Source organism: Trinickia sp. (assembly GCF_051953405.1).
Lineage (GTDB): Bacteria > Pseudomonadota > Gammaproteobacteria > Burkholderiales > Burkholderiaceae > Trinickia.
Map to the genome: position 1 here is coordinate 1 of NZ_JBQCIV010000073.1, position 23,123 is coordinate 23,123.

The window sequence follows — 23,123 nt, forward strand, 5'->3', positions numbered from 1 at the left end:
CCTTTTACTCCGGCAAGGGCCCGCCCACCCCACCGCCCGAAAATCCCTCACACGCCAAATAAAACCAGCGATCGTTCCCCGCCACGCTTTTATTCGGGGCCACCGCGCGTTTCGCCGATGGGGTCGGGGCTTGCTGGAGGAGTAAAAGGCCGTTCGACGGAAGCAAGCCCCGACACCCCAGCGGCTATGACCACTACCGCCAATTAGCAGTCCCCGGGGACATAGCTACACCCATTACCGCCAATAAGCACGTCCCGGAACAACTACACCCATTACCGCCCATAAGCGCCCTTCGGTGCCTTACCGCTTAATCCCTTCCGCCAAATACCGCTCGGCAAGCCGCACCCAAAACGTGGTGCCGACGGGCAACAGTTCATCGTTGAAATCGTAGCTGGCGTTATGCAGCATGCACGGCCCGGCGCCGTGGCCGGCCTCGCGATGACCGCCGTCGCCGTTTCCGAGGAACGCGTAGCAACCGGGCCTGGCCTGCAGCATGAAGGCAAAATCCTCGGCGCCCATCGTCGGTTCGGTGTGGTCGTCGACGTTTTGCGTGCCCACAATTTCCCGCATCACCTCGACCGCAAAACGCGTTTCGGCGCTGCTGTTGATCGTGGGCGGGTAGTTCCGGTGGAACGTGACCGCCGCAGAGCAATCGAATGCGGATGCCGTCGCCTCGGCGAGCTTGCTCATTCTCGATTCGATCAGATCCAACGTTTCGGTCGTAAACGTGCGCACCGTCCCGGCAAGCCACGCATCGTTCGGGATGACGTTGACGGCGTCGCCGGCATGAATTTGCGTGATCGAGAGCACCGCAGTATCGATCGGCTTCTTGTTGCGCGTGATGATGCTTTGCAGGGCGTTGGCGATTTGAATTGCGGCGAAAACGGGATCGCGGCCGTTGTGCGGCATGGCTGCGTGCGCGCCCACGCCTTTGACGTCGATTCGGAATTCGTTACTCGACGCCATGATCGGGCCGTCGGTTACGCCGAAGGTGCCAGCCGGCATCCCCGGCCAATTATGGATGCCGAATACCGCGTCCACTGGAAACTTCTCGAACAAGCCGTCCTCGATCATCGCCCGTGCCCCCGCGCCGCCTTCTTCCGCGGGCTGAAATATGAAGACGATCGTGCCGTCGAATGTTCCATGCGCCGCGAGGTGCCGCGCGGCGCCGAGCAGCATGGCCGTGTGCCCGTCGTGCCCGCAAGCGTGCATCTTCCCGGGTGCTTGCGAGCGATGCTCGAATGTGTTCAGTTCTTGAATCGGCAACGCGTCCATATCGGCCCGCAGGCCGATCGACCGTCCTCCGCTCCCTTTGCTCAGGACGCCGACAACCCCTGTCTTGCCCAACCCTCGGTGTACGCGCAGCCCCCATTTCTCGAGAGATTGCGCAACGAGATCCGCCGTGCGCGTCTCCTCGTACCGCAGTTCGGGATGGGCGTGGATGCTTCGTCGGAGCGACTGGATTTCGTCTCGCGCGGCCAAGACTTCAGGAATGAGTTTCATGATGCGTTCGACTTAAGGTGAGGTTTGGGGTCTGCTTACATATGGAGCGGCCATTCCCGCGGCAACCCGTCCCGCACGTTCCGTTTGGGGCATCCGCGTGCGCGTCCCATATGTAAACAGACTCTCGAATGAGTCTCGCTATCGAACGAACCATTCTACCCTCAACGCCGGCTCGACAATTTGGCACGGCCCGGCGGCGCGAACGTAATAGAATTAGTGCCCCGCCCGTCGGATGACCGACGCTGAGCGTCTAACGGAAGGCAGCCCATGAATGCGCCCCTCGAATTTGCCCGCGCCGTCTGTCCTCACGATTGCCCCGACACATGTGCGATGCGGGTTACCGTCGCCGACGGAAAAGCGATCAAGGTCACCGGCGATCCGGATCACCCGCCGACGCAAGGCGTGCTCTGCACGAAAGTCGCCCGCTACCCCGAACGCGTCCATCACGCGCAGCGGTTGACCACGCCCTTGAAGCGTGTCGGACGTAAGGGAGAAGGGCGGTTCGAAGCGATCGGCTGGGACGAAGCGCTCTCGCTCGCGGCTGGGCGCCTTTCCGAAATCGTGCGGCGCGAGCCGCAGGCGCTATTGCCTTACAGCTATGCAGGGACGATGGGCCTCGTTCAAGGCGAGAGCATCGCACAGCGCTTTTTCCACAAGCTCGGCGCATCGCGGCTCGATCGCGCGATCTGCTCCGCCGCGGGCATGGCGGGGCTCAAATATACCTACGGCGCTTCGCTCGGCATGCATCTCGAATTCTTCGAGGAGAGCGAACTGATTTTGATCTGGGGCGCCAACCCCATCGCATCGAGCCTGCATTTCTGGACGCGCGCGCAAGAAGCGAAGCGTCGCGGCGCGCGGCTCGTCGCCATCGATCCCTATCGTTCGCTGACGGCCGAAAAATGCCACCAGCACATTGCCTTGCGTCCGGGCACCGACGGCGCGTTCGCCCTCGGCATGATGCACGTCTTGATCGCCGAGGATTTGATCGACCACGCCTATGTGGCTGCGCACACGGTCGGCTTCGAGGCACTCAAGGAACGGGCATCGGCCTATCCTCCGGCGCGCGTCGCGCGCATTTGCGGCATCGATGAGCACGAACTCGTGGACCTTGCGCGGCTTTACGGCAAGACGCGCAAAGCGGCGATTCGTCTGAATTACGGCATGCAGCGCGTACGCGGCGGCGGAAACGCCACCCGCGCGATTGCCTGTCTGCCGTCGCTGACGGGCGCTTGGCGCGATCGAGCGGGCGGCCTGCTGTTGTCGTCGTCGGGATGGGTGCCGTTCGACACGGCCGCGCTGCAACGGCCGGATTTGATCCCCGGTTGGCCGGACAAGCTCCCGCGTATCGTCAATATGAATGTGATCGGCGATGCGTTGCTGCATGAGGGCGATGCCTCGTTCGGCCCGAAGATCGAAGCGGTGGTCGTCTACAACTCGAATCCAGTCGCGGTGGCCCCCGATTCGGCACGCGTGGCGGCCGGCTTCGCGCGGGAAGACCTATTCACGATCGTGCTCGAGCATTTTCAAACGGATACCGCCGATTATGCCGATCTCGTCCTGCCGGCCACGACGCAGCTCGAACATTTAGACGTTCACCGCTCGTACGGGCATACCTACGTGATGGTGAATCAGCCGGCTATTGCGCCAGTCGGCCAAGCGCGGCCCAATACCGAGATCTTCCGCGGTCTTGCCCGGCACATGGGGCTCGAAGAACCGGCGCTGTTCGAAAGCGACGAAGCCGTCGGGCGAGCCGCACTGCGCTGGAACGATCCCACGCTCGAAGGGGTGAATTGGGATACGTTGAACGAAGCGGGCTGGGCGAAGCTGAAGCTGCCCGACGCACCGTTTGCCGAAGGCGGTTTTCGTACGCCGTCCGGCAAGTGCGAATTCGTCAGCTCATTGCTCGCGGATGAAGGCAAGGATCCACTGCCCGATTATCTACCGCCTTACGAATCGCGCGATGGCTCGCCCGAACTCGCGGCTCGCTATCCGCTGGCGATGATTTCGCCGCCCGCGCGGCATTTCCTGAACAGCACCTTCGTGAACGTCGAGAGCTTGCGCGAGGTCGAGCGGGAACCGCATCTCGACATTCATCCGTCCGATGCCGCACCGCGCGGCATCCGCGAAGGCGATAACGTTCGTATCCGTAACGATCGCGGCGCATTCGTCGCGCGCGCCCGTGTGACGGACCGTGCTCGCGAGGGCGTCGTCGTGGGTTTGTCGATCTGGTGGAAGAAGCTCGCACCGGACGGGTGCAACGCGAACGAGGTCACGAGCCAGGCACTGACCGACCTCGGCGGCTCGGCCACCTTCTACGATTGCCTCGTCGAGGTAGAACGACTCGATGTCTGATCGTTACGCAAGCGGTTTCTCTCGGTTCGAATTCGATATCTAATCCGGTTGTTTCGAGCGAGGTGACCGGCTAGGATGCATTTTTTTAGCACGATCATTCGAAAATTTTGGGAGACGCCGCATGGAAAAAATCTGGTTGAAGTCGTATCCGCCCGGCGTCCCCGCCGAGATCGACGCGTCGGCCTACGCCTCGGTGGGCGACTTGCTCGAAGACAGCTTCCGGCAATACCGCACGTCGCCGGCCTTCGCCTGCATGGGTAAATCGATCACCTACGGCGAACTCGACGAGATGTCTCGACAGCTAGCCGGCTGGTTCGAGTCGAAGGGCCTCGCCCGCGGGGCACGCATCGCGATCATGATGCCGAACGTGCTGCAATACCCGGTGGTCTTGGCGGCCGTGCTGCGCGCGGGCTACGTTGTCGTCAACGTCAATCCGCTCTATACGCCGCGCGAACTGGAGCATCAGCTCAAGGACAGCGGCGCCGAAGCCATTGTCTTGCTCGAAAATTTCGCGGTGACGCTGCAGGCGGTCATCCGCAATACGGCCATCAAGCATGTCGTGGTCGCCTCGATGGGCGATCTCATGGGCTTGAAGGGCCTCATCGTAAATTTCGTCGTGCGGCGCGTGAAGAAGATGGTGCCGGCGTGGAGCCTGCCCGGTCACGTCAAATTCAACGATGTGCTCGCGCAGGGCGCCCGGTTGCCGTTCGCCCCGGCGGCGCTCACGCGCGACGACGTCGCCTTCCTCCAATACACGGGGGGCACGACGGGTGTGGCCAAGGGCGCCACGCTGACCCACGGGAACATCGTCGCGAACGTGCTGCAATCGGCGGCGTGGCACGAGCCGGCGCATGCGCTGCATCCCGAGGTCGACCAAATCGTCAACGTCATCGCCTTGCCGCTCTATCACATCTATGCGTTGACGGTGTGCGCGATGCTGACCATCCGAACCGGCGGCCTCGGCGTGCTCATCCCGAATCCGCGCGACATCGCCGGCATGATCAAACAGTTGCAGGGCTACAAGATCAACTGCTTCCCGGCGGTGAATACCTTGTATAACGCCATGCTCAATCACCCGGACTTCGGTAAGCTCGATTTCTCGAAGCTCATGGTGGCCAATGCCGGGGGGATGGCGCTGCAAGAGGCCGTGGCCAAGCGTTGGTACGAGCGTACTCGTGTCCCCGTGATCGAAGGCTACGGCTTGTCGGAAACGTCGCCGAGCGCCTGCTGCAATCCCGTTACGGCGACCGAGTTCAGCGGGACGATCGGATTGCCGATCCCGTCGACGGAGCTATCGATTCGCGACGACGACGGCAACGAAATGCCGGTCGGCCAACCCGGCGAGATCTGCATCCGCGGCCCGCAGGTCATGGTTGGCTACTGGAATCGCCCCGACGAGACGGCGAAGGTCATGACGGCCGACGGCTTCTTCAAAACCGGCGACATCGGCATCATGGACGAGCGCGGCTACTTCAAAATCATCGATCGCAAGAAGGACATGATCTTGGTTTCGGGGTTCAACGTCTATCCGAACGAGATCGAGGACGTCGTCGCGAAACACCCGGGCGTGCTCGAAGTGGCGGCCGTCGGTATACCCGACGAGCACTCGGGAGAGGCGGTGAAACTCGTCATTGTCAAACGGGATCAAGCGCTCACCCAAGCCGATGTCATCGCCTTCTGCAAGGAGCAACTGACGGGCTACAAGCGGCCGAAGATCGTCGAGTTCCGTACTGAATTGCCGAAGACGAATGTCGGCAAGATCTTGCGCCGGGAATTGCGCGATGCGCCCGCTGCGCGCCCGGCCGCGCCGGTTGCGCAGGAGCCCCAAGAGCGTAGCGCTTAGTGCGGCGGTGCGGCAAAGCCGCCAATGCTATATGCATTGCGCAACATCGTCTAAAATGCACGATTAGTCGCGGTTTTGCTCTGAACTAAGCGTGTGCGTCATGCTGCGCCGGCGAAACCCGCGGTCCGGCGCAGCACGGCATGCCTTCGCGGGCGGCCGTTTTGCTGCGCTGCATGGAGAGTGCAATGACGCTGGACGAGTTGATTACCGAATTTGACCGTGGACTGCGATCGATCGTCGGCGTGAGCCGCATGAACCGACCGATCCCCACCCCAGAACCGCTCGACACCGCGGCACCCGCGGCGGCCGAACTCACGCTGCCCGAGCGCGCGCATTCGGCAGCCCTCATGCGCGTGAACCACGTCGGCGAGATTTGCGCACAAGCGCTCTATCAGGCGCAAAAGCTGGCAACGCGTTCCCCCGCGCTCAAGGAAGCCTTCGAGCATGCCGCGAGCGAAGAGGAGGATCACCTCGCGTGGACTGCGGCACGGTTGCGCGAACTCGATTCCCGTCCCAGCCTACTCAATCCGCTCTGGTACACCGGCGCGCTCGCGATCGGTTTCGCCGCAGGCTGCCTCGGCGACAAGGCGAGCCTCGGTTTCATGGCCGAAACGGAGCGTCAAGTCGAGCGGCACCTGGAAGGCCACTTGACGACGCTGCCGGACGCCGACCTGCAATCGCGTGCGATCGTCGCGCAAATGCGCGACGACGAGCGTTCGCACGGCCAGTCGGCCACCGAGGCCGGCGGTGCCGAGCTGCCCGCGCCGGTCAAGGCACTGATGCGCGCGGCGTCGAAAGTCATGACGCAAACGGCCTATTACGTTTAACCCCGCAGTGGGAGCGGCGCACTCGCGTCGCTCGTCGATTTATCCGATTCGACCCGCGTCTTCATCCCTTTTTACAGGCTTGCCGCGCTTGCCGCGCCGGTGCGCGCCGCGAGCTTTTCATGTATCACATTCACAAAATGCACTAGTTCATTCTTTTATAACGTTTTTCAGTTTCTCACCCTGCATGAACGCTCGCACGTAAGTCCTTGTTCTAACAAACAAATTTCGGCGAAAAAACGGGTTTCTCCCTTGACCCGCCTGGGGGCTTACTCTAAAGTGGGAGACAGTGTGAGAAAGTGTATTTTTGTGGATTGTTCGGATCATTCCGGCTGGTTTTCGAGGGATGGAGCGTAGTGCTCCGAAGGGGAGAGAAAGGTGTTTCAGGGGGCGTCGGCGCTGACGCTCGATGCGAAAGGGCGGATGTCCGTGCCCTCTCGGTATCGCGAGGCGCTGCAAGGCGAGGCACAAGGACGGGTGACGCTCACGAAGCACCCGGACGGTTGCCTATTGCTGTTCCCTCGCCCCGAATGGGAAGTCTTCCGCACCAAGATCGCCGCATTGCCGATGGATGCTCATTGGTGGCGGCGGATCTTTCTCGGTAACGCCTCCGACGTCGATCTCGATAGCGCGGGACGCATTCTCGTCTCGCCGGAATTGCGCATGGCCGCGGGGCTGGAAAAGGAAATCATGTTGCTGGGCATGGGAAGCCACTTCGAACTGTGGGATGCACAGACTTACGCAGCCAAGGAGCAGGCGGCGATGGCGCAGGGCATGCCCGACGCGCTGAAGAATTTCACGTTTTGATCGCGGGTTGAGATAAGGCGCTGCGATGGAAAACGAATTGCAGCATCGCACGGTGCTGCTTAACGAAGCGGTGAACGCGTTAGTGACGCGTCCGGACGGCATCTATGTCGACGGTACCTTCGGACGCGGCGGTCATAGCCGGGCGGTACTCGCGAAGCTCGGCGAGGCCGGGCGGCTCATCGCCTTCGATAAAGATCCGCAGGCGATCGCGACAGCGCGAGCGATCGGCGATCCGCGCTTCGAGATCGTGCACGAGAGTTTTGCGTCGTTGGCGCCGGCGCTGGCGACGCGCGGTATCGAGCGTGTCGCCGGCGTGCTGCTGGACCTTGGCGTGTCGTCGCCGCAGTTGGACGACCCCACGCGCGGTTTCAGCTTTCGCGCGGACGGTCCGCTCGACATGCGGATGGATCCCACGCGGGGCGAATCCGCGGCGCAATGGTTGGCCCGGGCGAGCCAGCAGGAACTGACGGAGGTCATTCGAGATTATGGGGAAGAACGGTTTGCTGTTCAGATTGCAAAGGCGCTTGTTGCTCGCCGGGCAGAGTCCGACCGTCTTGGGCCTCTCTCAAGCACGGGCGAGCTTGCCGAAATCGTGGCTCGCGCCGTCAAGACCCGTGAGAAGGGCAAGGATCCGGCCACCCGCACCTTTCAGGCTATACGGATTCACGTCAATCAAGAGCTTGCGGAGTTGCAAGTCGTTTTAGAGGCGGCGCTATCGTCGTTGGAGCAAGGAGGGCGGCTGGTGGTCATCAGCTTTCATTCGCTCGAGGATCGAATCGTGAAGCGATTCATGCAGGCGCACGCCAGTGCGCCTGCTGTCGATCGTCGCTTGCCGATTCGCGCCGTCGATCTGCCCGCCGCGCCGTTGAAAATCGTCGGCCGGGTGTTTGCTGGCGCGCTTGAACTCGAGGCCAACCCGCGTGCCCGTTCGGCGGTCATGCGCGTCGCGGAGCGCGTCGCGCCATGAGCCGCCTCAATATATTCCTGCTGATCGTCGTCCTCGGTTGCGCGCTTTCCGTCGTCAATGCCACGAACCAGCAACGACAGCTGTTCGTGCAGCTCGAGCGCGCCCAATCCGAGGAGCATCAACTTCAGCAGGATTATGCGCAGCTTCAATATCAGCAAAGCGCGCTCTCGAAAACGTCGCGCATCGAACAGCTCGCCACCGCTACGCTGAAGATGCAACCCGCCTCCACGGGCGAAACGCAGTTTCTGACGCTCGCGCCTGGTGCGAGCGAGGCCCAGAACGCGCCGATTCCGGTACTGGCGGCAAGCGCACCCGCGCCGCGCGCGGCCAAGCGGGCGAATGAACCCGCTAACCGTGGAGCAAACCGCCCCGCGAACCGCACCGCAAACCGCGGAGGGGCGCGATGAAGCACGCCTCCAAAACGAAAAGCGTCACGTTCTCGTCGAGCCCGGTCCTGTCCGTGCGGTTGCCGATGTGGCGCTCGAAGCTCGTCGTCTTCTTGCTGTTCACGGCTTTCCTGGCGCTCGCTGCGCGGGCGTTTTGGATTCAGGGCCCGGGCAACGCCTTCTATCAGAAGCAGGGCGAAAGCCGCTACGAGCGGACGATCGGGCTGCCCGCCACGCGCGGCAAAATCCTCGACCGCAACGGGCTCGTGCTCGCCACGAGCTTGCCGGTACGGGCCATCTGGGCCATTCCGGAGTCGGTGCCGGAAGACCTCGATCCGGCCAAGCTCGCCGCGCTCGGCAAATTGCTCGGCATGACGCAAAAGGAGCTGCACGCGAAGCTCTCCGAGGACAAAACGTTCGTTTATGTGAAGCGCCAGGTGCCGGTCGATATCGCCGAGCAAATCGAAGCGCTCAAGATTCCCGGCATCTACCAGCGTACCGAGTACAAGCGCTTTTATCCGGAAGGCGAAATCACGGCGCACTTGGTCGGCTTCACCAATATCGAAGACGAAGGCCAGGAAGGCGTCGAACTCAGCGATCAGAAGCTGCTCTCGGGCACGCCCGGCATTCGTCGCGTCATCAAAGACCGGATGGGGCACGTCATCGAAGACGTCGACGAGCAGGTCGTGCCGCATAACGGTCAAGACGTTGAACTGTCGATCGACAGCAAGATTCAGTACATCGCCTATTCGAATCTGAAGGCGGCGGTCGAGAAATCGAAGGCCAAGGCCGGCGCCGCGATCGTCGTGGACGTGCGCACGGGCAACGTCCTCGCACTCGTCAATTATCCGACGTACAACCCCAATGATCGATCGCATCTGACCGGCGAACAGCTACGTAATCGCGCGCTCACGGACGTGTTCGAACCGGGCTCGATCATGAAGCCGTTCACGGTGTCGCTCGCGCTCGATCTGCATCGCGTCACGCCCCATACGCTCGTCGATACCGGTAACGGAAAATTCACGCTCGACGGGGCCACGATTACCGACGACAGCGCCAACGGCGTGCTCGACATCGGCGGGGTGCTGCAAAAGTCGAGCAACATCGGCGCGACGAAAATCGCGATGACGCTCAAGCCCGAAGAGATGTGGAATATGTATACGAGCATCGGGCTTGGCCAGGCGCCGAAGGTGGGCTTCCCGGGGGCCGCGGCAGGCCGTTTGCGGCCTTGGAAGAGCTGGCGCCGTATCGAGCAGGCGACCATGTCGTATGGCTATGGTTTATCGGTCTCCTTGTTCCAACTCGCGCGCGCCTATACCTCGATCGCACACGACGGCCAGATCATGCCCGTCTCGATCTTCAGGACGGATCAGAACCAGCCGGCGGTCGGGCCGCAGATCTTCTCGCCGACGACGGCGCGCGAAGTGCGCACGATGCTCGAATCGGTCGTGACGAAGGAGGGCACGTCGCCCGAGGCGGCCGTGCCCGGCTACCGCGTGGGCGGCAAGAGCGGTACCGCCTACGTGCACACGGCGCACGGCTACGATCGTTCGAAGTATCGCGCTTCGTTCGTCGGGATGGCCCCGATGCCGAATCCGCGCATCGTTGTCGCCGTTTCGATCGATCAGCCCACCGCCGGCAGCCACTTCGGCGGCTATGTGTCCGGCCCCGTGTTTTCGGGGATCGTCGGCGATACGCTGCGCGCGTTGAACGTGCCGCCCGATATGCCGGTCAAGCAGCTCGTCGTGTCCGACGATTCCGTCAAGGCCGCGGGCAAGGGTGCGCCGTTCGCGCCCGCTCGTGCGATGACGGTGTCGGCCGACGCACACGCTCACCCGGGGGTCGTCCGATGAACGCTCCCCACGACGAGGATGCCATGCACCGGGAATGCTCCGATGCGCTCGATTGGCTGCGCGCGCATGCGGCAGCCACCGCACAGTTGCACGCCGATACGCGCACGCTCGCGGCCGGCGATGTTTTTTTCGCGTATGCAGTCGACGGCGCCGATAGCCGTGGGCACATCGCCAGCGCATTCGAGCGCGGCGCCGCCGCCGTGCTTTATCAACCCGAGGGTTTTTCGGGCCAAGTCGATCCCGCTCGCGCGCACGCCGTGCCGCACCTCGACCGGCTAGCCGGTGAAATCGCAAGCCGCTGGTACGGTGCGCCGAGCGAATCGATGCGCATGATCGGCGTGACGGGGACCAACGGCAAAACCTCGTGCTCGCAGTGGATCGCCGCGGCCTTGACGGCGCTCGGCGAACCGTGCGCCGTGATCGGTACGCTCGGCACGGGGATGTCGGGGCATCTCGTTCATACCGGTTTCACGACACCGGACGCCCCGCAGATGCAGCGCTCGCTCGCTCAACTGGCCGCGGCCGGTGCGCGCGCGGTGTCGATGGAGGTGTCGTCGCACGCGTTGCATCAAGGTCGCGTGAACGGCACGGCATTCGATATCGCGGTGTTCACCAATCTCACGCAAGATCACCTCGACTATCACCATACGTTCGAGGCCTACGAGGCGGCCAAGGCGAAGCTGTTCGATTGGCCGACCCTCAAGACCGCGGTCATCAACCGCGACGACGCGGCCGGGCGTCGCCTGATCGCGCACACGCAGCCGCGGATGCCGACCATCGTATACGGGATCGGCGCGACGAGCGAAGCGCCGAGCGCGCACGCCGCCCTGGTAGCGACGAATGTGCGCGCCACGGCAACCGGCACGGCGTTTCATTTGGCGTCGGACTGGGGGGCGGCCGATGTCGAAGTCGGCACGCTCGGCGAATTCAACGTCAGCAATCTGCTCGGTGTGCTCGGCGCGCTGCTGGCCGCCGACGTCCCGCTCGCCGATGCGCTCGCTCAACTCTCGAAGCTCGAGCCTGTCAACGGGCGCATGCAGCGGCTCGGCGGCCGAATCGCCAGCGATGAGCCGCTTGTCGTCGTCGACTACGCGCACACGCCCGATGCGCTCGAGAAGACGCTGGACGCATTGCGGCCGATGGCCCAAGCGCGCGGCGGGCAGCTCGTGTGCATGTTCGGCTGCGGTGGAGATCGCGACGCGACCAAGCGCCCGCTCATGGGCGCGATCGCGGAAAAGCGGGCCGACGCCGTCGTCGTCACCAGCGACAACCCGCGCAGCGAAGCCCCGGCCGCGATCATCGATCAGATCGTCGCCGGCATGACGCATCCGGACAAGGCGCGCCGCATCGAGGATCGCGCGAACGCCATCTTGCACGCGGTACGTGGCGCCGCGCGCGAGGACGTCGTGCTGCTGGCCGGCAAGGGGCACGAGGCGACACAGGAAATCATGGGTAAAAAGCGCGTCTTCTCCGATCAGGACCACGCCCGCCTCGCGCTTGCCGCGCGTGCGACGCATTCGCGGGGAGGCGAACAATGACGATGCTTTCGCTGGCGCAAGCCGCGCAACTCGTTCCGGGCGCTGTTGTCATCGGCGACGATTCCGCCGTGTTCGACCGTATCGGGACCGACAGCCGAACGACGGGGCCCGGCGAGCTGTTTGTCGCCCTGAAGGGCGATCGATTCGATGCGCACGCCTTCTTGCCGGACGTCGCCGCGCGCGGCGCAAGTGCGGTGGTCGCGACGCATGTGCCGGACGGCTGGCACGTGCCCGCTCTGATCGTGCCCGACACGCGGGCCGCGCTCGGCGCGCTCGCACGCGGCTGGCGCGGCCGGTTCTCGCTGCCGCTCGTCGCGGTGACGGGCAGCAACGGCAAGACGACCGTCAAAGAGATGATCGCGTCGATTTTCGCGCAAGCGGTCGGCGAATCGGCGCGCCTGGCCACGGCCGGCAACTTCAACAACGACGTGGGATTGCCGCTCACGTTGCTGCGCTTGAATTCGACGCATCGGCTCGCCGTGATCGAGGTGGGGATGAATCATCCCGGCGAAACGGATGTGCTCGCCAAGATCGCATTGCCCACCATCGCGCTCGTGAACAACGCGCAGCGCGAACACCAAGAATTCATGGCGACCGTCGAGGCGGTCGCGCTCGAACACGCGAGCGTCATTCACGCACTGCCGGCCGATGGCACGGCCGTGTTTCCGGCCGACGACGCCTATGCCGGCATCTGGCGCGTGGCGGCGACGGGGAACCGGATCGTCGATTTCGCGCTCGAAGACGCTTCGCAAGGTGGCGCTGCAGGCGCCGCGGCGGTCAAGGGTGTGCTGCAGGGCAACCGTTTGCGTGTGCATACGCCGATGGGCGAGTTCGCCGTCACGCTGCCGGTGCTCGGCGAACACAACGCCCGCAATGCGTTGGCGGCAACGGCTGCCGCGATCGCCGCAAACGTCTCGCTCGATGCGATCGCACGCGGACTCGAAGCGTTTTCGCCCGTGAAGGGCCGTCTGCAGACGAAGCGCGCGGTGGCGGGCGCGTTGGCTGGCGCGACCGTCATCGACGACACGTACAACGCGAATCCCGACTCGATGCGCGCGGCGATCGACGTGCTGGCGGCGCGCGCGGCACCGCGCGTGCTCGTCATGGGCGATATGGGCGAAGTGGGCGACAACGGCCCGGCGTTTCACCGGGAAGTGGGCGCGTACGCGCGCGAGCGCGGTATCGACCTGCTGCTGGCGCTCGGCGACGCGACGCCCGAGTCGTGCGCGGCATTCGACGCGGCGCAGCCGGCCGACACGGGTGCAGGCTCGGGATCCGCCTTGGGCTCGGCTTTCGGCCAGCACCCAGCGCGCCATTTCGAGGACGCCGCGGCGCTCACCGACTACTTGCTGCAGGTGGGCATCGGAGCGAGCGCGACGCTGCTCGTGAAAGGTTCGCGTTTCATGCGGATGGAGCGCGTCGTGGATGCGCTGACCGCTCAACAACCACCCGTCGTACCGGGCGCCGCGCCCGATACGCATTGAAAGAGAAGGAAGAGCATGCTGCTGGTGCTGGCGCAATGGCTGCAGAACGACGCAAGCTTTTTGCGCGTATTCAGCTATCTGACGTTTCGCGCGGTGATGGCCACCATCACCGCGCTCGTTATCGGGCTCGTGTGCGGGCCGTGGGTGATCCGCAAGCTGACGGAAATGAAGGTCGGGCAAGCGGTGCGCACCAACGGGCCGCAAACGCACCTCGTCAAATCGGGTACGCCGACGATGGGCGGCGTATTGATTTTGATCGCGATCGCCGTCTCGACGCTGTTGTGGGCCGATTTGACGAACCGCTTCATTTGGATCGTGATCCTCGTGACGTTCGGCTTCGGCGTGATCGGCTGGGTGGACGATTATCGCAAGGTCGTCTACAAGGATCCGCGCGGCATGTCGTCGCGCGAGAAGTACTTCTGGCAGTCGGTGATCGGGTTGTTCGCGGCCGTCTATCTCGCGTTCAGCGTGTCCGAGGCGAGCAATGTCCGCGTCTTCGATCTGTTCATGGCGTGGGTGCGCAGCGGCTTGTCGATGGGGCTGCCGGCGCGTGCCGACCTGATGCTGCCGTTCCTGAAGTCGATCAGCTATCCGCTCGGTGTGTGGGGTTTCATCGCGCTGACCTACCTCGTCATCGTCGGTGCGAGCAACGCCGTCAATCTGACAGACGGCCTGGACGGACTCGTCATCATGCCCGTCGTGCTCGTCGGGGCGTCGCTCGGCGTCTTCGCCTATGTGATGGGCAGCTCGGTGTATTCGAAGTACTTGCTGTTCCCGCACATTCCGGGCGCGGGCGAACTCTTGATCTTCTGTTCGGCGATGGGCGGGGCCGGGCTCGCGTTCCTCTGGTACAACACGCACCCGGCGCAGGTCTTCATGGGCGATGTCGGCGCGCTCGCGCTGGGCGGCGCGCTGGGCACGATCGCCGTCATCGTCCGGCAAGAGATCGTCCTGTTCATCATGGGCGGCATTTTCGTGGCCGAAACCCTCTCGGTCATGCTGCAAGTGCTGTGGTTCAAGTACACGAAGAAGCGCTACGGCGAAGGGCGACGCATCTTCAAGATGGCGCCGCTGCACCATCACTTCGAGTTGTCGGGGTGGAAGGAGACGCAAGTCGTCGTGCGCTTTTGGATCATTACATTGATGCTCTGTCTCATCGGGTTGTCCACGCTGAAGCTGCGCTGATTCGCGCGGCGTAAAGCGGAAACAAGCGAAACGAAACGCAAAGGAAAAGGGAAAGCAAGCGATGTTCGGCGAGATGTTTCGAGATCGGCAAAGGCCGATGGTGCTCGTGCTGGGGCTCGGTGAATCGGGCCTCGCGATGGCGCGCTGGTGTTCGCGCCAGGGGTGCCGTTTGCGTGTCGCCGATACGCGCGAGGCGCCGCCGAACCTAGCGGCGCTCGGCACGCATGGAATCGACGCCGAGTTCGTCGGCGGCGCGTTTGCGCCTGCGCTGCTCGACGGCGGGATCGAACTCGTCGCGCTGAGCCCGGGCCTGTCGCCGCTGGCGCAAGATCTCGTGCCGCTCATCGCGAGTGCGCGCGAGCGTGGCATTCCGATATGGGGCGAGGTGGAATTTTTCGCGCAGGCGCTGGGCCATCTGCGCGAAAGCGGCTATGCGCCGAAAGTCGTGGCGATCACCGGGACGAACGGCAAGACGACGACCACCAGCATGACGGGGCAACTGTGCGAGCGCGCCGGCAAAAAAGTGGCCGTCGCCGGCAACATCAGCCCGTCGATGCTCGATCGTCTGATGGATGCGATCGATGGTGCCACGCTGCCGGACATCTGGGTGCTCGAACTGTCGAGCTTCCAGCTCGAAACCTCGCATACGTTCGCGCCCGACGCGGCGGCCGTGCTCAACATCACGCAGGATCACCTCGATTGGCACGGCGGGCTCGACGCCTATGCGCGTGCGAAAGGGCGCATCTTCGGGGCGGGCACTGTGCGCGTGCTCAACCGCGACGATGCCCGCACGATGGCGCTGGCGCCGCGTGCGCAGGCGCCGGGCGAGGCCGGCGCGTCCTATGTCACATTCGGCTTGAACGAGCCGACGCGCTTGGGCGATTACGGGCTCGCCCGCGAAAACGGCATCAACTGGCTCGCACAAGCGCGCGAACGAGACCCGTCGGACGAAACGACGAGTCCGCGCCGCCGTCGCCAAGAAGCAGCCGCCGCGACCGAGATCGCGCTCACGCGCTTGATGCCCTCCGACGCGCTCCGTATCCGCGGCCTGCACAACGCGGCCAATGCGTTGGCGGCTTTCGCGCTCGCCCGCGCGATCGGTCTGCCGGCCGCGCCGCTGTTGCACGGGCTGCGCGAATATCGCGGCGAGCCGCACCGCGTCGAATTGATCGCATCGATCGACGGCGTCGATTACGTCGACGACAGCAAGGGGACGAACGTGGGCGCGACGGTGGCGGCCCTCGACGGGCTGGCTCAGCGCGTCGTGCTGATTGCCGGCGGCGACGGCAAGGGGCAAGACTTCGAGCCGCTTGCGCGTCCTGCCGAGCGCTGGTGCCGCGCCGTCATGCTGATTGGCCGCGATGCGCCGCGTATCCGCGAAGCGCTCGCCGAGACGGGCGTGACGCTCGTCGATCACCCTACCCTGGAAGCGGCGACGCGAGCGGCTAGCGCGCTCGCGCAAACCGGCGATGCGGTATTGCTCTCGCCGGCCTGCGCGAGCTTCGACATGTTCGACAATTATGCCCATCGCGCGGCCGTCTTCCGTAGCACGGTCGAGGACATCGCGGCGGAGCGGGGGACGATGCTATGAGCTGGACCGATCGCTTCGGCTCGCGCCTCATGCAACGCGATGCGGCGGGCGGCAAACCCGCCCAGGCCGGCCGCGCCGGTAGCACGGGCATGGGTGGGCTCGCCAGTGCCGTGAGCGGCATGCGTCCGGTGCGCTCGCGCATGCTCGATTACGATCACGCGCTGCTGTGGGTCGTTATCGCGCTGCTCGCGCTCGGCGTCGTGATGGTCTATTCGGCGTCGATCGCGATGCCGGACTCGCCCAAATACGCGGCTTATCACACGTATGCGTTCCTGCTGCGTCACGTGATTTCGCTGACGCTCGCCTCGGCCGTCGCCATCGTCGTGTTCAAGATCCCGATCTCGGTTTGGGACAAATACGCGCCCAAGCTTTTCCTGCTGGCGCTCGCGGCGCTCGTGATCGTGCTGATTCCCCACATCGGCAAGGGGGTGAACGGCGCGCGCCGCTGGATTCCGCTCGGCCTCATGAACATGCAGCCGTCGGAAATCATGAAGCTCGCCGTGACGATCTACGCGGCGAACTACACCGTGCGCAAGCAAGAGCACATGCACAGCTTCGCCAAGGGTTTCTTGCCGATGGGCTTCGCCGTGGGCGTTGTCGGTGCGCTGTTGCTGCTCGAGCCCGACATGGGGGCGTTCATGGTCGTCGCGGCCATCGCGATGGGCGTGCTTTTCCTCGGCGGCGTGAACGGCAAGCTGTTCGGCGGTCTCGTGGCGACCGCCATCGGGACGTTTTCGATTCTGGTGTGGGCGTCGCCCTGGCGGCGGGAGCGGATCTTCGCCTATCTCGATCCGTGGGACGATCGCTACGCGCAAGGCAAGGCCTATCAATTGACGCACTCGCTGATCGCGTTCGGCCGCGGAGAATGGTTCGGCGTTGGCCTCGGCGGCAGCGTCGAAAAGCTCAACTATCTGCCCGAGGCGCACACCGACTTCATTCTCGCCGTTATCGGCGAGGAGTTCGGGTTCGTCGGCGTGCTCATCGTCATCCTGCTCTTTTACTGGATCGTACGCCGCTCGTTCGAGATCGGCCGCCAGGCGCTCGCGCTCGACCGCACGTTCGCCGGGCTGATGGCCAAGGGCATCGGCTTGTGGTTCGGCGCGCAGACCTTCATCAACATGGGCGTGAATCTCGGCTTGCTGCCCACGAAGGGGCTGACGCTGCCGCTCGTGAGCTACGGCGGCTCGGGGATCGTACTGAACTGTGTTGCGCTGGCCGTGCTGATGCGGGTGGACTACGAGAACAGAGTATTGATGCGTGGAGGGAAGGTATGAGCACCACCCCTCAGCACACGCTCTTGGTCATGGCCGGCGGCACCGGCGGACACGTCTTCCCGGGGCTCGCCGTCGCGCATCGCATGCGCGCGTGGGGCTGGCGCGTGGTCTGGCTCGGCAATCCGTCGGGCATGGAGGCGTCGCTCGTTCCGAAGCACGGCGTGCCGATCGAATTCGTGCGCTTCGGCGGGCTGCGCGGCAAGGGGCTCAAAACCAAGCTCATGCTGCCGCTGAACTTGCTGCGCGCGTGCATCGAAAGCGTGCGCGTGCTTAAGCGCGTAAAGCCCGACGTCGTGCTCGGCATGGGCGGCTACATTACGTTTCCGGCCGGGATCATGACGGCGCTGACGGGGCGCCCGCTCGTGCTGCACGAACAAAATTCCGTTGCGGGGCTGGCGAACAAGGTGCTCGCCAAGCTCGCTCGGCGCGTGCTCGTCGCGTTCCCGGACACCTTGCCCGGCGCCGAGTGGACCGGCAACCCGCTGCGCGACGAACTGTGCCACGCCGCCGAACCGAAGGCCCGCTATGCGAGCCGCACGGGGCCATTGCGCGTGCTGGTCGTCGGCGGAAGTCTGGGCGCCGCGGCGCTGAACGAATGCGTGCCGCGCGCGCTGGCGCAACTGGAGGCGAACGAACGTCCGCACGTGACGCATCAAGCGGGGGCGAAGCACATCGAAGCCTTACAGGCCAACTACGCGCAAGCCGGTTTTCAGCCCGGCGAGGCGCTGCGCCTCGTGCCGTTCATCGACGACATGGCCGCGGCCTACGGCGACGCCGACCTGGTCATTTGCCGCTCGGGCGCCATGACGGTGGCGGAAGTGGCGGCTGTGGGCGTGGCCGCGCTGTTCGTGCCGTTCCCGTACGCGGTGGACGACCACCAGAGCACGAACGCCGAGTTTTTGGCTTCGCAGAACGCGGCCGTGCTCGTGCAGCAGCGCGACTTGTCGCCGGAGAATTTAGCGGATTGGCTGCGCAGCCAGACGCGCGAAACGCTGGCCGAGATGGCCGAGCGCGCGCGCTTGCTGGCCAAGCCAGAAGCCACCGATCGCGTCGCGCAGGTTTGCGCGGCCGTGGCGCTTGCGCGCCAAGAAGGAAAGTCATGAAACACATCGTCAAACATATTCACTTCGTCGGCATCGGCGGCGCCGGCATGTGCGGCATCGCGGAAGTGCTCGTGACGCTCGGCTATCGCGTGAGCGGGTCCGATCTGGCCCGCAGCGCATCCACCGACCGGCTCGCGTCGCTCGGCGCCCGCATTGCGATCGGACACGACGCACAGAACATCGAAGGCGCGGACGCGGTCGTCGTCTCGACGGCCGTGCGCAGCGATAACCCCGAAGTGCTCGCCGCGCGCCGCAAGCACGTGCCGATCGTTCCGCGCGCTGTCATGCTCGCCGAACTCATGCGGCTGAAGCAGGGCATTGCGATCGCCGGCACGCACGGCAAAACGACAACGACCAGCCTCGTCGCAAGCGTGCTGGCGGCGGGCGGGCTCGATCCGACCTTCGTCATCGGCGGACGCCTGACGAGCGCCGGCGTCAACGCGCGCCTCGGCACGGGCGATTTCATCGTCGCCGAAGCGGACGAATCGGATGCCTCGTTCCTGAATTTGCTGCCCGTGATCGAAGTCGTCACGAACATCGACGAAGATCACATGGACACCTACGGCCACGATTTCGCGCGGCTCAAGCAGGCGTTCATCGAATTTACGCATCGGTTGCCGTTTTACGGCATCGCCGTGCTCTGCGTCGATTGCGCCAACGTGCGCCAGATTCTGCCGTTCGTCTCGAAGCCCGTGATCAGCTATGGTTTCGCGCCCGACGCGCAGGTGCGCGCCGTCAACGTGTTCGCGCGCGAGGGCAAGATGCATTTCACGGCGATCCGCGAAGGGGCGGCGCCGCTCGACGTCGTTCTGAACATGCCCGGCACGCACAACGTGCAGAACGCATTGGCTGCGATCGCGATCGCCACCGAACTCGACATCGCCGATGCCGATATCCAACGCGCGCTGGCCGAGTTCACCGGTGTGGGCAGACGGTTCCAGCGCTACGGCGAGATGCGCGTGACCGGTGGCGGCACCTACACGCTGATCGACGATTACGGGCATCACCCGGTCGAGATGGCGGCGACGATCGCGGCGGCGCGCGGCGCGTTCCCGGGCAAGCGGCTCGTGCTGGCCTTCCAGCCGCATCGGTACACGCGTACGCGCGATTGTTTCGAGGATTTCGTCGGCGTGCTCTCGAGCGTCGACGCGCTCGTGCTGACGGAAATTTACGCGGCCGGCGAAACGCCGATCGTGGCGGCCGACGGCCAAGCGCTTGCGCGCGCCATTCGCGCGGCGGGCAAGGTGGATCCGGCGTTCGTCGACACGGTCGATGAAGTGCCTCAGGCGCTGTCGGCGCTCGTGCGCGACGGCGATGTGGTGATCACGATGGGTGCAGGCTCGATCGGCGCGGTGCCGGGTCGCCTGGCTCAGGAATTGAAGGTTTGAGATGACGAACATCGATCCGAAACGTTTCGGCAAAGTGGCCGTATTGCTCGGTGGCGAATCCGCCGAGCGCGAGGTATCGCTCAAGTCGGGCTCGCTCGTCGTGAAGGCCTTGCGCGATGCGGGTATCGACGCGCATCCGTTCGATCCTTCGGAGCGCCCCCTGTCTGCCCTGAAGGACGAGGGCTTCGCGCGCGCGTTCAACGCGCTGCACGGCGGCTACGGCGAAAACGGGCAGATTCAGGGCGCGCTCGACTTCTATGGCATCCGCTACACGGGCACGGGCGTGCTCGGCTCGGCGTTGGGCCTCGACAAGTTCCGCACGAAACTGGTCTGGCAGCAACTGGGTATCCCGACCCCGCCGTTCGAAACGGTGCTGCGCGGCGACGACTATGCGGCGCGGGCCGGTGAAATCGTCGCGAAGCTCGGTTTGCCGCTGTTCGTGAAGCCCGCGAGCGAGGGCTCGAGCGTGGCTGTGACGAAGGTGAAGAGCGCCGATGCGTTGCCGGGTGCGCTCGAGCAAGCGGCGAAGTTCGACAAGATCGTCGTCGTCGAAAAGAGCATCGAGGGCGGCGGCGAATACACCGCCTGCATCGCCGGCGATCTCGATTTGCCGATCATTCGCATCGTGCCGGCCGGCGAGTTCTACGACTACCACGCGAAGTACATCGCCGACGACACGCAGTATCTGATCCCGTGCGGCCTCGCCGCCGAAGAGGAAGCGCGCCTGAAGGCGCTCTCGCGCCGTGCGTTCGACGTGCTCGGCTGCACCGATTGGGGCCGCGCCGATTTCATGCTCGACGCGAACGGCAATGCGTACTTCCTCGAAGTGAACACGGCGCCGGGCATGACCGATCACTCGCTGCCGCCCAAGGCCGCGCGGGCGGTGGGCATCGGCTACCAGGAACTCGTCGTCGGCGTACTCGCGCTGACGCTGAAGGATTGATCGCGCAAGCCATGTGGAACAACGTACGCCAACTGAACCTCGCAGCCAACGCGCTCTATGCGCTGTGGGCGCTTGCGCTGTTGGCGGCCGGCGGGTATTGGCTCACGCAGCGTCCGGCGTTCGCGCTGCACGCGATCGCGATCGGCGGCGACACGGAGCACATCAACGCGCCGACGGTGCGCGCGAGTGTCGTCGGCCGCTTGAAGGGCAACTTCTTCACAGTCGATCTCGACAGCGCCCGGCAAGCGTTCGAACAGATGCCCTGGGTGCGCCGCGCAAGCGTGCGGCGGGTCTGGCCCAATGCGCTCGCCGTGACGCTCGAGGAATACAAGCCGCTCGGCACCTGGGGCAGCGATCAGCTCGTCAGCGTCGACGGCGAATTGTTCACGGCCAACCAGGGGGAACTCGATCAAGATTTGCCTGCGTTCGACGGCCCGAACGGGACGGAGAAGGAAGTCGTGGCCCGCTACTTCGATTTCAAGAAGTGGCTGGCGCCGCTCGGCGCGACCCCCGACGAAGTGACGCTGTCGCCGCGCTACGCGTGGACGGTGAAGCTGTCGAACGGCACGCAGATCGAGTACGGCCGCGAGCGCAATCCGGACACGCTGGCCGAGCGCAGCCATCGGCTGACGGCGGCATGGCAGGCGGTGACGGCGCGCTGGGGTAAGGACATCGAATATGCGGACCTGCGCTATCCGAACGGCTTTGCGATTCGGGCCGAAGGGATGCGCTTCATCGACAATGCGACCGCGGGCAAACCCGCGGCGAAGAAGTAACACGACATCACACGCAATGAGCACGCTATGAGTAAAGACTACAAGGATCTGCTGGTTGCCCTCGACATCGGTACGGCCAAGGTCGTGGCGATCGTCGCCGAATTGCGCGGCGAGGGTCACTACGAGGTGATCGGGCTGGGGCAAAGCGAATCGAAGGGTCTGAAAAAAGGCGTCGTGGTGAACATCGAAGCCACGGTGCAGTCGATTCAGCGCGCGCTCGAGGAAGCCGAGCTGATGGCCGACTGCAAGATCACCAATGTATTCACGGGGATCGCCGGCAGCCACATCCGCAGCTTCAATTCGAGCGGGATGGTGGCGATCAAGGACAAGGAAGTGACGCAAGCCGACGTCGCGCGCGTGATCGAGACGGCCAAGGCGATCAACATCCCGACCGATCAGCAAGTGCTGCACATCCTCACGCAGGAATTCATCATCGACGGCCAGGAGGACGTGCGCGAGCCGATCGGCATGAGCGGCATCCGCCTCGAAGTGAAGGTGCACATCGTGACGGGCGCTGTGTCGGCCGCGCAAAACATCGTGAAGTGCGTGCGCCGCTGCGGGCTCGAGGTGAACGACCTGATCTTGCAGCCGCTCGCATCGTCCCTGGCCGTGTTGACGGAAGACGAGAAAGAACTCGGCGTGGTGCTCGTGGACATCGGCGGCGGCACGACGGACATCGCGATCTTCAGCGAAGGCGCGATTCGCCATACGGCCGTGATTCCGATCGCGGGCGACCAGATTACGAGCGATATCGCGATGGCGCTACGCACGCCGACGCCCGACGCCGAGGACATCAAGGTGAGCTACGGCATCGCCAAGCAAGCGCTCGCCGATCCGGACGAAATGATCGAAGTGCCGGGCCTGGGCGAACGCGGGCCGCGCACGCTGTCGCGCCAGGCGCTGGCCGCCGTGGTCGAGCCGCGCGTCGAAGAATTGTTCTCGCTGGTTCACCAAGTGGTGCGCGAATCGGGTTACGAGGAACTCTTGAGCTCGGGCATCGTTCTGACGGGCGGTGCATCGATGATGCCGGGCATGGTCGAACTCGGCGAAGACATTTTTCTGAAACCGGTGCGCATCGGCGTGCCGGAATACGCGGGCGGCCTCGCCGACGTCGTGCGCAATCCGCGCTACTCGACGGCCATGGGTTTGCTCGTGGAAGGTTCGTCGCAACGGATGCGCGGCCGCAAGGTGGCCGTGCAGTCCGGCTCGATGGGGCAAGTGTTCTCGCGTATGAAGGACTGGTTCTTGGGCAATTTTTAGGCTGAAAACAGCCCAACGCGCGTCGTAGCGATGCGCTTCGGGCGGG

The 23,123-nt window shown here is 64.3% G+C and carries 18 protein-coding genes; 17 read left to right on the forward strand and 1 reads right to left on the reverse strand.

Annotated features, from left to right (window positions below; translation table 11 throughout):
• Positions 1-300: 300 nt before the first annotated feature.
• On the reverse strand, positions 301-1,503 hold the full coding sequence (locus tag ACTHN9_RS12455) for a M20 aminoacylase family protein (protein WP_440537073.1): 1,203 nt from the start codon (positions 1,501-1,503) through the stop codon (positions 301-303).
• A 267-nt stretch (positions 1,504-1,770) separates the two neighbouring features.
• Between ACTHN9_RS12455 and ACTHN9_RS12460 the strand changes: the two genes are divergently transcribed.
• The 17 genes from ACTHN9_RS12460 (at position 1,771) to ftsA (ending at position 23,077) form a co-directional block, all read left to right on the forward strand.
• Positions 1,771-3,855 carry a molybdopterin-containing oxidoreductase family protein gene (locus tag ACTHN9_RS12460; RefSeq protein WP_440537074.1) on the forward strand — a complete coding sequence of 695 codons (2,085 nt, stop codon included), beginning with the start codon at positions 1,771-1,773 and terminating at the stop codon, positions 3,853-3,855.
• A gap of 121 nt (positions 3,856-3,976) precedes the next feature.
• A complete protein-coding gene (locus tag ACTHN9_RS12465) occupies positions 3,977-5,698 on the forward strand; it encodes a long-chain fatty acid--CoA ligase (protein ID WP_440537075.1) in 1,722 nt (573 codons plus the stop codon).
• Positions 5,699-5,883: 185 nt separating this feature from the next.
• Complete coding sequence (gene coq7 / locus ACTHN9_RS12470; protein WP_440537076.1) at positions 5,884-6,525, forward strand: 2-polyprenyl-3-methyl-6-methoxy-1,4-benzoquinone monooxygenase; 642 nt, start codon at positions 5,884-5,886, stop codon at positions 6,523-6,525.
• Between the two features lie 375 nt (positions 6,526-6,900).
• Positions 6,901-7,329, forward strand: coding sequence for a division/cell wall cluster transcriptional repressor MraZ (gene mraZ, locus ACTHN9_RS12475; RefSeq protein ID WP_102643981.1), 429 nt, complete (start codon positions 6,901-6,903; stop codon positions 7,327-7,329).
• A gap of 25 nt (positions 7,330-7,354) precedes the next feature.
• Positions 7,355-8,296, forward strand: coding sequence for a 16S rRNA (cytosine(1402)-N(4))-methyltransferase RsmH (gene rsmH, locus ACTHN9_RS12480; RefSeq protein ID WP_440537077.1), 942 nt, complete (start codon positions 7,355-7,357; stop codon positions 8,294-8,296).
• Positions 8,293-8,703, forward strand: coding sequence for a cell division protein FtsL (gene ftsL / locus ACTHN9_RS12485; protein WP_440537078.1), 411 nt, complete (start codon positions 8,293-8,295; stop codon positions 8,701-8,703). The genes rsmH and ftsL overlap by 4 nt, the downstream gene beginning before the upstream one ends.
• A complete protein-coding gene (locus ACTHN9_RS12490; RefSeq protein WP_440537079.1) occupies positions 8,700-10,535 on the forward strand; it encodes a peptidoglycan D,D-transpeptidase FtsI family protein in 1,836 nt (611 codons plus the stop codon). The genes ftsL and ACTHN9_RS12490 overlap by 4 nt, the downstream gene beginning before the upstream one ends.
• Entirely contained in the window at positions 10,532-12,073 is a 1,542-nt protein-coding gene (locus tag ACTHN9_RS12495) for a UDP-N-acetylmuramoyl-L-alanyl-D-glutamate--2,6-diaminopimelate ligase (RefSeq protein WP_440537080.1), read from the forward strand. Before ACTHN9_RS12490 ends, ACTHN9_RS12495 begins: the two co-directional genes overlap by 4 nt.
• The gene (locus tag ACTHN9_RS12500) at positions 12,070-13,557 is read left to right on the forward strand and encodes a UDP-N-acetylmuramoyl-tripeptide--D-alanyl-D-alanine ligase (RefSeq protein WP_440537081.1); all 1,488 of its coding nucleotides are present in this window, start codon (positions 12,070-12,072) and stop codon (positions 13,555-13,557) included. The genes ACTHN9_RS12495 and ACTHN9_RS12500 overlap by 4 nt, the downstream gene beginning before the upstream one ends.
• 15 nt (positions 13,558-13,572) lie before the next feature.
• Entirely contained in the window at positions 13,573-14,742 is a 1,170-nt protein-coding gene (gene mraY / locus ACTHN9_RS12505) for a phospho-N-acetylmuramoyl-pentapeptide-transferase (protein ID WP_440537082.1), read from the forward strand.
• Between the two features lie 61 nt (positions 14,743-14,803).
• Positions 14,804-16,333, forward strand: coding sequence for a UDP-N-acetylmuramoyl-L-alanine--D-glutamate ligase (gene murD / locus ACTHN9_RS12510; RefSeq protein WP_440537083.1), 1,530 nt, complete (start codon positions 14,804-14,806; stop codon positions 16,331-16,333).
• Entirely contained in the window at positions 16,330-17,607 is a 1,278-nt protein-coding gene (gene ftsW / locus ACTHN9_RS12515; RefSeq protein ID WP_440537084.1) for a putative lipid II flippase FtsW, read from the forward strand. Before murD ends, ftsW begins: the two co-directional genes overlap by 4 nt.
• The gene (murG, locus tag ACTHN9_RS12520; RefSeq protein ID WP_440537085.1) at positions 17,604-18,710 is read left to right on the forward strand and encodes an undecaprenyldiphospho-muramoylpentapeptide beta-N-acetylglucosaminyltransferase; all 1,107 of its coding nucleotides are present in this window, start codon (positions 17,604-17,606) and stop codon (positions 18,708-18,710) included. The genes ftsW and murG overlap by 4 nt, the downstream gene beginning before the upstream one ends.
• Entirely contained in the window at positions 18,707-20,098 is a 1,392-nt protein-coding gene (gene murC / locus ACTHN9_RS12525; RefSeq protein WP_440537086.1) for a UDP-N-acetylmuramate--L-alanine ligase, read from the forward strand. Before murG ends, murC begins: the two co-directional genes overlap by 4 nt.
• Position 20,099: 1 nt before the next feature.
• Complete coding sequence (locus ACTHN9_RS12530; RefSeq protein WP_440537087.1) at positions 20,100-21,041, forward strand: D-alanine--D-alanine ligase; 942 nt, start codon at positions 20,100-20,102, stop codon at positions 21,039-21,041.
• Between the two features lie 11 nt (positions 21,042-21,052).
• Positions 21,053-21,817, forward strand: coding sequence for a cell division protein FtsQ/DivIB (locus tag ACTHN9_RS12535; protein ID WP_440537088.1), 765 nt, complete (start codon positions 21,053-21,055; stop codon positions 21,815-21,817).
• A 27-nt stretch (positions 21,818-21,844) separates the two neighbouring features.
• A complete protein-coding gene (gene ftsA / locus ACTHN9_RS12540) occupies positions 21,845-23,077 on the forward strand; it encodes a cell division protein FtsA (protein ID WP_440537089.1) in 1,233 nt (410 codons plus the stop codon).
• Positions 23,078-23,123: the final 46 nt, after the last annotated feature.

Bases quoted from the DNA above. Each gene is read 5' to 3' on its own strand.
- ftsW (WP_440537084.1), top strand. From the start codon at position 16,330: ATGAGCTGGACCGATCGCTTCGGCTCGCGCCTCATGCAACGCGATGCG.
- ACTHN9_RS12495 (WP_440537080.1), top strand. From the start codon at position 10,532: ATGAACGCTCCCCACGACGAGGATGCCATGCACCGGGAATGCTCCGAT.
- ftsL (WP_440537078.1), top strand. From the start codon at position 8,293: ATGAGCCGCCTCAATATATTCCTGCTGATCGTCGTCCTCGGTTGCGCG.
- ACTHN9_RS12490 (WP_440537079.1), top strand. From the start codon at position 8,700: ATGAAGCACGCCTCCAAAACGAAAAGCGTCACGTTCTCGTCGAGCCCG.
- mraY (WP_440537082.1), top strand. From the start codon at position 13,573: ATGCTGCTGGTGCTGGCGCAATGGCTGCAGAACGACGCAAGCTTTTTG.
- ACTHN9_RS12460 (WP_440537074.1), top strand. From the start codon at position 1,771: ATGAATGCGCCCCTCGAATTTGCCCGCGCCGTCTGTCCTCACGATTGC.
- ftsA (WP_440537089.1), top strand. From the start codon at position 21,845: ATGAGTAAAGACTACAAGGATCTGCTGGTTGCCCTCGACATCGGTACG.
- ACTHN9_RS12530 (WP_440537087.1), top strand. From the start codon at position 20,100: ATGACGAACATCGATCCGAAACGTTTCGGCAAAGTGGCCGTATTGCTC.
- murC (WP_440537086.1), top strand. From the start codon at position 18,707: ATGAAACACATCGTCAAACATATTCACTTCGTCGGCATCGGCGGCGCC.
- murD (WP_440537083.1), top strand. From the start codon at position 14,804: ATGTTCGGCGAGATGTTTCGAGATCGGCAAAGGCCGATGGTGCTCGTG.
- murG (WP_440537085.1), top strand. From the start codon at position 17,604: ATGAGCACCACCCCTCAGCACACGCTCTTGGTCATGGCCGGCGGCACC.
- ACTHN9_RS12455 (WP_440537073.1), bottom strand. From the start codon at position 1,503: ATGAAACTCATTCCTGAAGTCTTGGCCGCGCGAGACGAAATCCAGTCG.
- ACTHN9_RS12465 (WP_440537075.1), top strand. From the start codon at position 3,977: ATGGAAAAAATCTGGTTGAAGTCGTATCCGCCCGGCGTCCCCGCCGAG.
- coq7 (WP_440537076.1), top strand. From the start codon at position 5,884: ATGACGCTGGACGAGTTGATTACCGAATTTGACCGTGGACTGCGATCG.
- ACTHN9_RS12500 (WP_440537081.1), top strand. From the start codon at position 12,070: ATGACGATGCTTTCGCTGGCGCAAGCCGCGCAACTCGTTCCGGGCGCT.
- rsmH (WP_440537077.1), top strand. From the start codon at position 7,355: ATGGAAAACGAATTGCAGCATCGCACGGTGCTGCTTAACGAAGCGGTG.
- ACTHN9_RS12535 (WP_440537088.1), top strand. From the start codon at position 21,053: ATGTGGAACAACGTACGCCAACTGAACCTCGCAGCCAACGCGCTCTAT.